13 protein-coding genes are annotated in these 12,198 nt (G+C 65.0%); 8 read left to right on the forward strand and 5 right to left on the reverse strand.

The annotated features are described in order from the left end of the window. Positions 1 to 282: 282 nt before the first annotated feature. The 7 genes from QAZ22_RS10845 (at position 283) to QAZ22_RS10875 (ending at position 6,655) form a co-directional block, all read left to right on the forward strand. Entirely contained in the window at positions 283 to 1,554 is a 1,272-nt protein-coding gene (locus QAZ22_RS10845; RefSeq protein ID WP_278206758.1) for an extracellular solute-binding protein, read from the forward strand. Between the two features lie 117 nt (positions 1,555 to 1,671). Continuing rightward, positions 1,672 to 2,604: a sugar ABC transporter permease gene (locus QAZ22_RS10850; RefSeq protein WP_278206759.1), complete on the forward strand. Its 933-nt coding sequence runs from the start codon at positions 1,672 to 1,674 to the stop codon at positions 2,602 to 2,604. Next, the gene (locus QAZ22_RS10855) at positions 2,601 to 3,476 is read left to right on the forward strand and encodes a carbohydrate ABC transporter permease (RefSeq protein WP_278206760.1); all 876 of its coding nucleotides are present in this window, start codon (positions 2,601 to 2,603) and stop codon (positions 3,474 to 3,476) included. The genes QAZ22_RS10850 and QAZ22_RS10855 overlap by 4 nt, the downstream gene beginning before the upstream one ends. Continuing rightward, positions 3,473 to 4,213, forward strand: a complete 741-nt coding sequence (locus tag QAZ22_RS10860; protein ID WP_278206761.1) for a PIG-L family deacetylase — start codon at positions 3,473 to 3,475, stop codon at positions 4,211 to 4,213. Before QAZ22_RS10855 ends, QAZ22_RS10860 begins: the two co-directional genes overlap by 4 nt. Beyond that, positions 4,210 to 5,082, forward strand: coding sequence for an ROK family protein (locus QAZ22_RS10865; protein WP_278206762.1), 873 nt, complete (start codon positions 4,210 to 4,212; stop codon positions 5,080 to 5,082). Before QAZ22_RS10860 ends, QAZ22_RS10865 begins: the two co-directional genes overlap by 4 nt. Beyond that, positions 5,079 to 5,843, forward strand: a complete 765-nt coding sequence (locus tag QAZ22_RS10870; RefSeq protein ID WP_278206763.1) for a GntR family transcriptional regulator — start codon at positions 5,079 to 5,081, stop codon at positions 5,841 to 5,843. The genes QAZ22_RS10865 and QAZ22_RS10870 overlap by 4 nt, the downstream gene beginning before the upstream one ends. Positions 5,844 to 5,863: 20 nt before the next feature. Further along, the gene (locus tag QAZ22_RS10875) at positions 5,864 to 6,655 is read left to right on the forward strand and encodes an SIS domain-containing protein (protein WP_278206764.1); all 792 of its coding nucleotides are present in this window, start codon (positions 5,864 to 5,866) and stop codon (positions 6,653 to 6,655) included. 42 nt (positions 6,656 to 6,697) lie between these two features. Here QAZ22_RS10875 and QAZ22_RS10880 read toward each other — a convergent pair whose 3' ends face one another. After that, complete coding sequence (locus QAZ22_RS10880) at positions 6,698 to 6,877, reverse strand: hypothetical protein (RefSeq protein ID WP_278207816.1); 180 nt, start codon at positions 6,875 to 6,877, stop codon at positions 6,698 to 6,700. Between the two features lie 324 nt (positions 6,878 to 7,201). Between QAZ22_RS10880 and QAZ22_RS10885 the strand changes: the two genes are divergently transcribed. Beyond that, positions 7,202 to 7,636 carry a hypothetical protein gene (locus QAZ22_RS10885; RefSeq protein WP_278206765.1) on the forward strand — a complete coding sequence of 145 codons (435 nt, stop codon included), beginning with the start codon at positions 7,202 to 7,204 and terminating at the stop codon, positions 7,634 to 7,636. 238 nt (positions 7,637 to 7,874) lie between these two features. On the opposite strand, the gene QAZ22_RS10890 is transcribed toward QAZ22_RS10885, so the two are convergent. The 4 genes from QAZ22_RS10890 to QAZ22_RS10905 all read right to left on the reverse strand — a co-directional run bounded on the left by QAZ22_RS10890 (position 7,875) and on the right by QAZ22_RS10905 (position 12,122). After that, positions 7,875 to 9,065 carry an NADH-quinone oxidoreductase subunit D gene (locus tag QAZ22_RS10890; RefSeq protein ID WP_278206766.1) on the reverse strand — a complete coding sequence of 397 codons (1,191 nt, stop codon included), beginning with the start codon at positions 9,063 to 9,065 and terminating at the stop codon, positions 7,875 to 7,877. Positions 9,066 to 9,237: 172 nt separating this feature from the next. After that, positions 9,238 to 9,633 carry a hypothetical protein gene (locus tag QAZ22_RS10895; protein WP_278206767.1) on the reverse strand — a complete coding sequence of 132 codons (396 nt, stop codon included), beginning with the start codon at positions 9,631 to 9,633 and terminating at the stop codon, positions 9,238 to 9,240. Between the two features lie 120 nt (positions 9,634 to 9,753). Then, positions 9,754 to 11,361, reverse strand: a complete 1,608-nt coding sequence (locus QAZ22_RS10900) for an FGGY-family carbohydrate kinase (RefSeq protein ID WP_278206768.1) — start codon at positions 11,359 to 11,361, stop codon at positions 9,754 to 9,756. A gap of 32 nt (positions 11,362 to 11,393) precedes the next feature. Then, a complete protein-coding gene (locus tag QAZ22_RS10905; RefSeq protein WP_278206769.1) occupies positions 11,394 to 12,122 on the reverse strand; it encodes an SDR family oxidoreductase in 729 nt (242 codons plus the stop codon). Positions 12,123 to 12,198: the final 76 nt, after the last annotated feature.

A 12,198-nucleotide genomic window follows, 5' to 3' on the forward strand; every position in this document is an offset into this window, starting at 1 on the left:
TGACAAGTTTGATCTCTGGCGCAAGCCCTAACGTGAGAACGTCAGTCGACGCCTTGTGGGTCAAAAATCCCAGGCTACAGCCGCCTGATGGTTTATAAATGAAATTCAAATGGATAATCGTGCCATCGCCTTTTCATTCGAGACTGCCGGATAGTTCTTCGCGGCCTTATGCTCTTGCGGTTGGCGTCATGTCGTTATAATGACTTTTCGAAAAAGCAGATGACTCTCTTGCGGCTTCGCTGCCGCGCGAGATCCAAAACCGAAAAATGGGAGAACCGGCAAATGAGCATGCTTTCAATCCACCGGCGCGCAGCGCTCGGCCTGATCGGCGGCCTCACCGCCGCCTGCGCTGGCATTTTGACGACACTGCCGGCCCGAGCCGACAGCACCGTGACGCTGTGGAGCTGGCGCACGGAAGACGAGGCCGCGATGCGCCGCATCTTCGATGCCTTCGAGAAGAACAATCCGGGCATCAAGGTCGATATCCAGTTCACGCCAGATGCCGACTACCAGAACCGCTTGAGCACGGCGCTGCGCGGCGGCCGCGGACCCGACATCGCGCAGCTCAAGGCCTATGGCGAATTGCAGCCCTTCATCGAGGGCGGCTATCTCGACGCGCTCGACGACAGCGTGGCGGAATTGAAGAACATGCCGGACGCGGCCCTTGGCGGCGCGCGCGGCCGCGCCGACGGCAAGCTCTACGGCGTGCCCTATTCGGTGCCGATGATGGGAGTCTTCTACAATGAGGATATCTTCTCGGCGCAAGGAATCGAAATCCCGAAGACCTACAAGGAGTTCGTCGCCACCTGCGACAAGCTCAAGGCAGCGGGTATCACGCCGATCGCCAATGGCGGCGCCAACGGCTCGGCCTGGGAGCTGGAGATCGGCGTCGGCGTCATCGGCCCGACCCTTTACGGTCCCGGCTTCTATGACGAGATGATGAGCGGCAAGGCGACCTTCGAGGATCCGCGCTATGTCGCCGCGCTAAAGCGCTTCGCCGAGCTGAAGCCGTATTATTCCGACGGCTTTGCCGGCATCGACTACACGACCGCGACGCAGCAGTTCATCGGCGGCAAGGCGGCGATGTTCTTCGGTGGCTCGTTCGAGAACGGCAGCTTCAAATCGCAGAACCCCAAGCTGAAATTCTCGATCTTCCCGTTCCCGGCCGACGACGCCTCGACCAAGCTCTACACCTCGGCCTTCTCGGACGGTTCCTATGGCCTGGTCTCGGAAAGCCAGAACAAGGAAGCGGCGACCAAGGTGCTGAACTTCATGGCCTCGGCCGAGTTCGCGCAGCTGTTCGCGGATGAGTTGGGCTGGCCGCCGGCCCGTAGCGACGTCACCGTCAAGGATCCGGTGCTTTCCAAGATGATGGAGATGTCGAAGAACTCGACGCCCTATCTCACGCTGGTCGGCTTCCGCTGGCAGACGCCGACCGCGTCCTCGGTGCTGCAGTCGGAGATCATCGACATGGTCGAAGGCAATGTCGCGCCGGAGAAGCTGGCAGCCGACATGCAGGCCGCCGTCAGCACCTGGTTCAAGCCCAAGCAGTGAGGAGCGCCGCCGGCCGCTCTACTCGGAAAGATGGAGCATGACGTCGTCCGAAAACCGCTTCACACTTTTCGGCATCACGCTCAAGGCGGCCGGCATCTCCACCCGATCGAGCAGCGCATGACCAGACTTCGCCACATGACCAGCCTCCAGCGCACGCAGCAGCGCATGGCCGTGCTGTTCATCCTGCCGGCTTTGGCCGTCTACGGGCTGTTCGTGCTCTATCCGCTGCTGATGTCGCTGTGGGGCAGCTTCTTCGCCTGGAAGGGGCTGCGCATGCAGGAGTTCGCCGGGCTGGCGAACTTTCCGCGCCTGTTCATTTTCCCAAGCGGCGCTCGGCTCTACGGCGCGCTCTGGCACAACGTCGCCTGGTTCTTCGGCATCATGCTGCTGCAGAACGGGCTTGGCCTTCTGTTCGCCTGGCTGCTCTTCCTGCGCGACAGGGGAGCCGCCTTCTTCCAGTCGGTGTTCTTCTTCCCGGCGGTGCTCAGTCCCGTCATCGTCGGCGCGCTGTGGCGGCTGCTCCTGGCGCCGGGCGGCATTGCCGAATGGGCGCTCAACGGTCTCGGCCTGCATCAGGGCAGCCTGACGGTGCTCGGCAACAGCCACACCGCTTTGGCCATGCTGATCGCCGTCGATGCCTGGAACTGGATGGGTCTGCCGGTGCTGATCTACACGGCTGGCCTCAGACAAATCTCCGGCCAGATCTTCGAGGCGGCAAAGCTCGACGGCGCCGGCAATGCACGCATGCTGTTCTCGATCGCGCTGCCGCTGTTGATGCCGGCGCTCGGGACGCTGACGACGCTCTCCTTCATCAACACCTTCAACCAGTTCGACATCGTCTATGTGATGCAGGGCGTACAGGGCAATCCGAGCTATTCGACGGACACGCTGGTGACCTACTTCTACCGGCTGGCATTCGGCGCCGAGGGCGCTGTCGGCATCACGGATATCGGGCTCGCGCTGGCACTCGGCACCATGCTTTTCCTCGTGCTCAGCATCGGCACGCTTCTGATGCTGCGCTTCTTCGACAAACGGACGGTGCAACTATGAGCGCGCCGTCTCTTCAGCGAGGATTGGCCTTCCAGCAACGACTGGCCATCCCACAAAGACTGGCGCGGCTGCCCGGCCGGACCATACTGCTGGGCTGGACGTCGGCGGTGCTCTTGCCGCTCTACATCCTGATAGTCTCCTGCTTCAAGACGACGGCGGAAATCTACGACAACCGGCTCGGCCTGCCGCAGAGCTGGGCCTTCGACAATTTCGTCCGCGCCTGGACCCGCGCCGATCTCGGCCACAATTTCATCAACAGCCTGATCGTCACCGGCGGCGCGGTGATCCTCACCATCGTCGTGTCGGCGATGGCCGCCTATCCGCTCAGCCGCTACAGGCTCGGCTGGAACGCCATCATGCTCGGCCTCTTTCTCTCCGGCATCATGCTGCCGATCAGGCTCGCGTCGGTGGAGCTGTTCACGCTGATGCGCAGCCTCGGCCTGCTCGACTCCCTCACAGGACTGATCCTGGTCTATTCGGCGATCCGCATTCCGTTCGCCGTCTTCATCTTCGCCAATTTCATGCGCGTGCTGCCGTCCGAGCTCGACGAGGCAGCACGCATGGACGGCGCCGGCGAGACACGCATCCTGTTCCAGATCGTGCTGCCGATGGTGAAACCGGCTGTGTCGATCGTCGCCATCTTCACGGCGATCGCGGTGTGGAACGATTTCTTCTTCCCGCTGATCTTCATCTTCGACGACCGCTACAAGACGGTGCCGCTGGCAATCAGCGTCTTCGTCGGGCAGTTCCGCACCGACTGGGGCCTGGTGTTCGCTTCGCTGGCGATCTCCATGGCGCCGATCCTGATCATGTATTGTTTGCTGGCGCGCCAGATTCGTGAGGGCGTCGGCGCCGGGGGAGGCATGAAATGATCGAGGACAAGGTCTATGCCGCGCGCTCGATCCTGGTCGTCGGGGCGCATGCCTTCGACGCCGAGGTGATCGCCGGACCCCTGGCAGCAGCCGCCGCCAAGGGCGGCGCCCAGGTCACCTTCCTGCATCTCTCGATGGGCGAGCAGGGTCACCCTTGCCTGATCCCGGAGCACTATTTGGCGCAGAAGGAGGACGAGGCGGCGAAGGCAGCGGCGCGGCTCGGCGTCGAGATGCGCAATATGAAGCTGCGCGACGCCTTCCTGCCCAACGACAACGCGACCGCCCTGCAGGTCTGCGACGTCATCCGTGAGCTACAGCCGGAGATCGTCATCACCCACTGGCACGGGAGCTGGCACAAGGACCACCGCGCCGCGACGCACCTCACCCAGACCGGCATCTTCTTTGCCGCCTTGCCGACGCTGAAGCGGGCCCATCCGGCACATACGCCGCAGCTCCTGCTCTTTGGCGAGAACTGGGAGGACGACGAAGGTTTTCGCCCTGAGCATCTCGTCGACGTCAGCGCCGGTTTCGACGCCTGGCACGAGGCTGTGATGGAATACGAGCTGGCGCGTGGACTGAGCAGCTTCCCCTATGTCGACTATTACAGCGCGCTCTACCGGCTGCGCGGCTGCCTGCGCGGCACGCGCCACGCTCAGGCTTTCGTGGCCGCCTCGCATTCCTGGAATGCCGGCAGCGGGCTGTTCGCGCCGCCCGCCGATCGGAGGCGCGACACATGACGCGGGTACTGGCCATCGATCTCGGCGGCACCAATCTGCGGGCCGCGGTCCATACCGGCGATACCGGCGCCCTTGCGCCACAGGTTCGCGAGCCGGCGCCGGACAACCTCGACGCGTTCGTCGCGCGCATCCGCGCGCTGACAAATGCCGACGCTGTCGACGCGCTCGGACTTGCCGTGCCGGGGCTGGTCGACGGCACGGTCTGTCGCTGGATCCCGAACCTGCCCTGGCTGGACGGCGTCGACATCGCGGCGGTGTTTCCCGACATAGGCGTGGCGGTCGGCAACGATGCTCAGATCGCGCTGCTCGCGGAAGCGGCTGAAGGCGCTGCCAAGGGCATGTCCGACGCGATCCTGCTCGCGATCGGCACCGGCATCGGCTCGGCGGTTCTGGCCAACGGCCGCATCGTCGCCGGTGCGCATGGCGGCGCCTGCTCGTTCGGCTGGGCCTGCGCCGACGTCGAGGATCAAGGCGATAAACGCAACGGCTGGCTGGAGCGTGCCGCCTCGGGCCGCGCGCTCGATGCGCTGTCCACGCGGATCGGGCTCGCCAATGGCGGCCGGCTGATCGAAGCCGCACGGGCCGGGCAATCCGCCGCGCTTGCCCTCGTCGAGGAAGCGGCGCGACCGCTGGGCACGGCGCTTGCCGGCGCGGTAGGACTGCTCGATCCGGGTGTCATTTTGGTCTCGGGCGGCCTGGCCGATGCGCTGGATGTGATTGCGCCGCCGCTGCTTGCGGCGCTTCGGCGTCAGCTGCCGCCGCATCTGCGCGATATCGAATTGAGGCCCGGCACTTTCGGTCCGCGCGCGGGGCTGGTTGGTGCCGCGCTTGCCGGGCAAGCGGGCAGCGGGTGGAGACAAATCCGATGAGCGAAGCGAGCTTTCAACAGCCGGACCGCAGGCGGCCGGAGCCGCTCTGGTATCAGGTCGAGGAAGCGATCCGCGCCATCGTCAAGAGCGGCGAATGGGCGACAGGCGACCAGATCCCGGCGGAAGACCGGCTCTGCGCCCTGTTCGGCGTGAGCCGTATCACGCTGCGCCACGCGCTGCGCAACCTGGAGGAAAGCGGACTGCTTCGGCGCGAGCACGGCCGGGGCACCTTCGTGCGTTCCGCCACGCTGGTGGCAGGCACGCGCGAACTGACCTCCTTCACCCAGGAAATGGGCAATATCGGCGTGGTCGCCGGCTCGCGTTTGCTCGATTGCAGCCTGACGACCGCGAATCCCGCCGCGGCCGGCGCGCTCGAGATCGAGGAGGGCGATCCGGTGGTGCGGATCAGGCGGCTCAGGCTCGGCAACAACGAGCCGATCGGCATCCAGACGGCGCAACTGGCAGCGATGCGTGTGCCGGGCTTCCTCGATGCCGGCCTGCTCAAGGGCTCGCTCTATGAGGCGCTGGAACGCCAGTACGGCATCGTGCCGGTCGAGGCGCGCGAGAATTACCGCGTCGGCGCGGTCAGCGCGGCCGACGCCGAACTGCTGGATCTGCCGGCGGGAAGTCCCGCCTTCGTGGTCGAGCGCATCACCATGGACGAGCGCGGCCCGTTCGAATTCACCGTCTCCGTCATGCGCGGCGACCGCTACGAAATTCGCTCGACGCTGCGCGCCGGCCGCCCGAACACCAGAAGCTGACACGATAACAGGAGTGCAAAGTGTCCGATCTCTACATTCCACGTCTCGTCGCCCTTATCGAACAGGCTTCGAAGGCCAATTCGGAAGCCTTCGGCCAGGCGGCGAGCCGCTTCGCCGACACGCTTCAGAATGGCGGGCTGATCCATCTCTACGGTTCGGGCCATTCGGTGCTGCCGGCACAAGAGATGTTCCCGCGCTATGGCAGCTATGTCGGCTTCAACCCGCTCACCGATCCGCGCGTGATGTGGCACAACGTGCTCGGCGCCGGCGGCGTGCGCGAGCTTCTGTGGCTGGAGCGGACCGAAAAATACGCCGAAAAGTTCCTCGACCACCAACCGCTGAACAAGGGCGATTCCATCATCATCTTCGGCCATAGCGGCCGCAATTCCTCCGGCATCGACACCGCCCTCTATGCCAAGAAGCGCGGCATCTTCGTCGTCGCGGTCACCAGCAAGAACAATCTCGACAAGCCGGCCACGCATTCATCCGGCAAGCGGCTTGCGGACGCCGCCGACCTCGTCATCGACACCTGCTCGCCGATCGAGGACGCAGTGGTGCCGATCGAAGGCTGGAGCCGGCCAGTGTCGGGTTCATCGACAGTGCTGGCGATGATCATGGCGCACGAGCTGCTGGCGCGCACGGCCGAGCAATTGTCGAAGCGCGGCATCGAACTGCCGGTCTTCGCTTCGCCGACGATTGCCGGTGTCACGCTGCACGACACCGACGTCATCTATGGCGTCTACCGCGAGCGCATGATCGAGGCTCAGAAGAAGCACCTGCCGACCTTCCAGGCGACGATGCGCGGAGAATAGATGGGTGGCTCGGGAGGCGTGCCCCTGGCGCCTGCCGAGCTGTCAGATGTTGCGCTGGACATCTCCCCACGCCGAGTGCTTGGGCGGCACATCGTTCTCATCCGGATTGGGGACAGGCTCCTCGTCCGGCAGCCGCTCCGGATCCGGTTCGCGCATCGGCTTCGGGTCGGGAAAAGGCGGCGGCGTAGGCACCGGCGTGGGCGTAGGATCGGGATTGGGGATAATGGCCATGCTGTGGTTTCCCTCGTTGCGCTGGCGGGTCGTCGGCGTGACGCGGTTTCCGGCAACCGGATATCTGCCCGACCAGAACATGACGGATTGATCGCAGCGGCCCCGGCGCCGATCGAGCGCCCGAGGGGCGGCTGACGCTGGCAGAACGGTCAGGGCCGCGGATGGTTCCAAGGCGAGCCTGCCGCATTCCGGCGGCGGCGGACGCGAATGCCGATCAAATGATTCCTGTAACCCGTTTCGGCTCTTGCCGGTGTCGCGTAGCGCATTAGTTCCGTTGCGGGGCGGGTGGTCAAACTGCCGACATAGGAGGCGGCCTTGAAGTACCAAACCGTTGATCAACTCAATGCCGTTGCCGACGTTAATGCTGAAGCAGCGGTTCTTCTTGCCAATCGAGGCCAGCGCCTCGAACGCTGGGCGCAACTTCTCGAGCAGGACCCTGGCCGGCGCCTGACCGCGCTTGCGGGTACTGAATACGCGACCCCCGACGTGCGCGAAAGAATGCGTGCGGCCGGATCGCCGATCACTGTCGCTTTCGAAGACCCGATCTTTCGTGCGCAAGGCTTGCACGACGACAGTTACGGCGAAGCGAAGCGCTTCTTCGAGCTCAGCGACTGGCAGTTGCATGAGGTCGTCTGCCATTGCCATGTCGGCGCCAATCTGCCGGCCCGCTGGGCAGCGTCCCGCGTCCGCGCGGCGATCTCTCCAGGCTCGGGCATTCTTGCCTGGCTGAGATCGGTGTTCATGCACTGAGGCGACTGCCGCGGTTCGCGGAACCGCGGCAGGTTCAATACCGGACTTTGCCGGAGGCGAGGGGAGTTTCAGCTCTCTCCGCCGGCCGGCAAGGTTAGACCTGGGCAGCCTCGCGAGGGCACTTCAGCGTTCGGCTGAATCGCCGAGGTGCTTCGGTAGCCCGCGTTACGCACTTCCGGACGGAAAACCGCTATACTTTTCCTGGAACTGCTCCAACTCCCTTTTCCAGACGGCTCCGTCAGCGATCGATCTCGCCGAACACGATGTCCAGCGAGCCTATGATGGCCGCGACGTCGGCGATCATGTGCCCGCGAGACAGATAATCCATCGCCTGGAGATGGGCGAAAGACGGCGCGCGTATCTTGCAGCGGTAGGGAACATTGCTGCCGTTCGAGACCAGATAGACGCCGAACTCCCCTTTGGGGGCTTCCACCGCGGCATAGACCTCGCCGGCCGGCACGCGGTGCCCTTCGGTGTAGAGCTTGAAATGCTGGATCGTCGCTTCCATCGAGCGCTTCATGGTGGCGCGCGGCGGCGGCGTGATCTTCTGGTTGGGCGTGGCGACCGGCCCCGCGCCGTCGGGCGTGCGCAGTTTTTCCAGGCATTGCCGCATGATCCGTACCGACTGCCGCATCTCCTCCATGCGCACGAGATAGCGGTCGTAGCAGTCGCCGTGCTTGCCGATGGGAATGTCGAAATCCATCTCGGGATAGCATTCATAAGGCTGCGCCTTGCGCAGATCCCAGGCGGCGCCCGAGCCGCGCAGCATGGGACCGGAGAAACCCCAGGCCCAGGCGTCATCGAGAGAGATGACACCGACATCCGCATTGCGCTGCTTGAAGATGCGATTGCCGGTGAGAAGGTCCTCGAGATTGTCGCAGACCTTCAGGAAAGGGTCACAGAAATCCCAGATGTCGTCGAGCAGTTGCTCGGGCAGATCCTGATGCACCCCGCCGACCCTGAAATAGTTCGCATGCATGCGGGCACCGGAGGCGCGCTCGTAGAACACCATCAGCTTCTCGCGCTCGGCGAAGCCCCAGAGCGGCGGCGTCAGGGCGCCGATATCCATGGCCTGCGTGGTGACGTTGAGCAGATGCGAGAGCAGCCGGCCGATCTCGCAGAACAGGACGCGAATGAGCTGCCCGCGCCGGGGAACCGGCAATTCGAGCAGCCTCTCGGCGGCGAGGCAGAAGGCATGTTCCTGATTCATCGGCGCCACATAGTCGAGCCGGTCGAAATAGGGCAGGGCCTGCAGATAGTTCTTGTATTCGATCAACTTCTCGGTGCCGCGATGGAGCAGACCGATATGCGGATCGGCGCGGTCGACGATCTCGCCATCCAGTTCCAGCACCAGCCGGAGCACGCCATGCGCCGACGGGTGTTGCGGGCCGAAATTGAGGGTGAAGTTGCGAACTGCGGTTTCGGTCACGGTGACCCCTCCGCGGAAGCTGTTTCGTTTCGGCCGGTGCAGTCCGATCAACCGCGCCAGAGCAATTCCAGAAAAACTGCACAGCCGTTTTCCGTCCGGAATTGCGTATAGACAAACACGTGGAGCGGGTCGGCGATCCTATCGAACGCTGAACCGCTCCAGGCAGCGCCGATCATGTGGTCGTCTGGATGATCAGCGTCAGCGTGCCGTCGCCATCGATGTTGGCTGCGACGACCTGCGAGGAATTCAAACCGTTCGCCTGCAGGACCGATACCGCCTCGGGCGAGGCATCGATCGATTTCTGCAGCTTTGCCAGGTCCTTGGCGGTCGTCCTGGTGACCACGGCTTCCGCCTGTGCCTTCACTTCGGCGGGCAGATCCTCGATCGCCACCACCACGACATTGGTGAATTTCTGACCGGAATTCTCCTGACCGGGTTGCGCCTGGTCCGGCGCAGGTTGCTGTGCAGGCGGCAAGGCCTGCGGCGGCTGCGGGTCCACACGCTGGGCCGAGACCGGCTGCGCCAGCGCCAGCGCTGAAAGCGTGAGGACCATCGTCAATGTCCGCATCGTCTTTCCTTCCATGTCTCGAAGTCTCACGACACAACCCCTCTGCCGGACGATGGTTCCCGGCGGCAAGTCGGAGGCGAAGGCCGACGAAGCCGAACAGCCGCCCGCCGCCAATGGGGATCAGGCGGCCAGCACCGACAGCGCCGCGGTCTGCAGGCGTTCGAACGCCGCAAAGCGCCTGTCGTGCCAGGCGGCAAGCGAGAGGTCGGGCGAATAGACCTCGCCCATTTCCGACATCGCCGACATGGCCGCGGGGAGGTCGGGATGGCGGCCGGCGGCGACGGCGCCGAGCATCGCCGAGCCGAGCAGCACCGGCTCTGGAGAGGTTGGCGCGTAGACCACCTTGCCGGTCGTGTCGGCGATGAACTGCCGCACCAGCGGGCTTTGGCCGGCGCCGCCGCTGATGGCGATCGTGTCGATCTTGATGCCGCGGGCGCGCATTACCTCCAGGATCTGCCGGGCGCCGTAGCCGAGGCCGCAAAGGCCGGCGAGATAGAGCGCGACGAGGCTGTCGGCGCCGGTTGCCATGTCCAGCCCGGCAATGAGCCCGCGCGCGTCGGGATTGGCCAGGGGGGCACGGTTGCCGAGAAATTCTGGAACGACGTGCAGGCCGCCGATCAGCCTGTCCGCCTTGGCCGCGCCACCATGGCGTTGCGCCTCCTGCGCCAGCCATTGGCTGAGGCTTTGGCCGTTTCGAGACGCAATCCCGGCGAGTTCGACCGCGGCGGGGTGCATGCCGACGAGGCGATCGATGGCGGCGCCCGCCGCCGACTGGCCGCCTTCGTTCAGCCACAGGCCGGGCACCATGGCGGAGAAATAGGGACCCCACACGCCAGGCACGAAAGCCGCCTGCTCGGTCGTCGTCATGGTGCAGGCGGACGTGCCGAAGACATAGGCCATGCGCGTCGTCACGCCGCCGGCGCCGCCGCGCGCGCCGACCGAGCCGATGCCGCCGGCATGGGCGTCGATCATGCCGGCCGCGACCGGCGTTCCAGGCAGCAGGCCAAGCTCGGCCGCCGCCTCGTTTGTAAGGCCATTGGCGAGGGCGCTTCCGGGCGCCACGATCTCGGTGCCGATCCGCGCGAATTTCTCGTCCGCAAGCGCGCTCAGCCCCACTTTCCGGAAATAGGCGTCGTCCCAGCGCGCCTCATGCGCGAGATAGGTCCATTTGCAGGTCACCGTGCAGGTCGAGCGCGCCAGGCTGCCGGTCGCCCGCCAGGTGAGGAAATCGGCAAGGTCCATGAACTGCCAGGCGTCAGCGAAAGTCCACGGCATGTTCTCGGCGAGCCACAAGAGTTTCGGCGTCTCCATCTCGGGCGACATGGTGCCGCCGACATAGCGCAGCACGTCCTCGCCGGTGTCGTTGATGCGGCGCGCCTGCTCGGTGGCGCGGTGGTCCATCCAGACGATGATGTTGCGCTCGGGATCGCCCGACGGGCTCACCGTCAGCGGCGCGCCGCCCGGCCCGAGAACGACAAGCGAGCAGGTCGCGTCGAAGCCGACGCCGTGCACCGACCGGGCCGAAATGCCGGCAAGCGACACGGCCTCGCGGACGGTGGCCGCAACCGCCCGCCATATGTCGTTGCTCGATTGCTCGACGATATGGCCTTCGGCATGCCAGATGGCGATGTCGGCCTTGGCGGATGCAAGCAGCACGCCTTGTTCGTCGAAGACGCCCGCGCGGGCACTGCCGGTGCCGATGTCGATGCCGATGAAATGGCTGCCCATGACTTCAGATCCTTCGCCCGATCCAACCGTTTCTATAGGTCATTGCTTTGCGGCAGGATGACAAGGTCGCGAATGGTGATGTTGCGCGGCCTGGTCAGCATGAACATAACGGCTTCCGCCACCTCGACCGGCTGCATCAGGCCGCCGGCGGCGAGTTCCTGCTCGAGCTTGTCCTTCGGCCAGTCCTTGATGAGCGCGGTGACCACCGGACCGGGCGCGACGGCGCCGACACGCAGGCCGTATTTGGCGACCTGTCGACGGACGGTGTGGACGAAGGCCTGCACGGCGTGCTTGGAGGCGGTGTAGATCGGCTCCCAGACGACCGGCACCAGCCCGGCGATCGAACTGGTCATGACGATGTCGCCCGTCTTGCGTTCGACCATATGCGGCAGCACGGCGCGGATGGAGCGGAAGGCGGCGTTGATGTTGAGGTTCAGCATGCGGTCCCAGGCATCGGGGTCGCCGCTCACCACCTCGCCGCCGATATAGGCGCCGGCATTGGCGTGGAAGATGTCGAGCCGGCTGGCGCGATCGAGGATCTGAGGCATCATGCGGGCGGCATCGGCGGCATCCGTCAGATCGACCCGCAACGGGACCGCCGCCGGGCCAAGCTCCTCGCAGACGGCATGCACCGCCTCTTCGTCGCGGTCGACCAACACCACGCGCGCGCCCTCCGAAACCATCATGCGGGCGCATTCGAGCCCGATGCCTGAGGCGGCGCCGGTGACCGCGGCGACCTTGTCGATCAGTTTCTGAGCCATGGGGTCCTCATGTTCCTATCGTCTTGCCGTTTCAGTCCGCACGCAGCCAATGCTTCGCCTGCCGGGGTGGCTTGCC

It is taken from the genome of Mesorhizobium sp. WSM4906 (assembly GCF_029674625.1).
Classification (GTDB): Bacteria; Pseudomonadota; Alphaproteobacteria; order Rhizobiales; family Rhizobiaceae; genus Mesorhizobium.

What these genes read in the sequence shown, in the direction of transcription:
- QAZ22_RS10845 (WP_278206758.1), top strand. Translation starts at nt 283, where the DNA reads ATGAGCATGCTTTCAATCCACCGGCGCGCAGCGCTCGGCCTGATCGGC.
- QAZ22_RS10850 (WP_278206759.1), top strand. Translation starts at nt 1,672, where the DNA reads ATGACCAGACTTCGCCACATGACCAGCCTCCAGCGCACGCAGCAGCGC.
- QAZ22_RS10855 (WP_278206760.1), top strand. Translation starts at nt 2,601, where the DNA reads ATGAGCGCGCCGTCTCTTCAGCGAGGATTGGCCTTCCAGCAACGACTG.
- QAZ22_RS10860 (WP_278206761.1), top strand. Translation starts at nt 3,473, where the DNA reads ATGATCGAGGACAAGGTCTATGCCGCGCGCTCGATCCTGGTCGTCGGG.
- QAZ22_RS10865 (WP_278206762.1), top strand. Translation starts at nt 4,210, where the DNA reads ATGACGCGGGTACTGGCCATCGATCTCGGCGGCACCAATCTGCGGGCC.
- QAZ22_RS10870 (WP_278206763.1), top strand. Translation starts at nt 5,079, where the DNA reads ATGAGCGAAGCGAGCTTTCAACAGCCGGACCGCAGGCGGCCGGAGCCG.
- QAZ22_RS10895 (WP_278206767.1), bottom strand. Translation starts at nt 9,633, where the DNA reads ATGCGGACATTGACGATGGTCCTCACGCTTTCAGCGCTGGCGCTGGCG.
- QAZ22_RS10900 (WP_278206768.1), bottom strand. Translation starts at nt 11,361, where the DNA reads ATGGGCAGCCATTTCATCGGCATCGACATCGGCACCGGCAGTGCCCGC.
- QAZ22_RS10905 (WP_278206769.1), bottom strand. Translation starts at nt 12,122, where the DNA reads ATGGCTCAGAAACTGATCGACAAGGTCGCCGCGGTCACCGGCGCCGCC.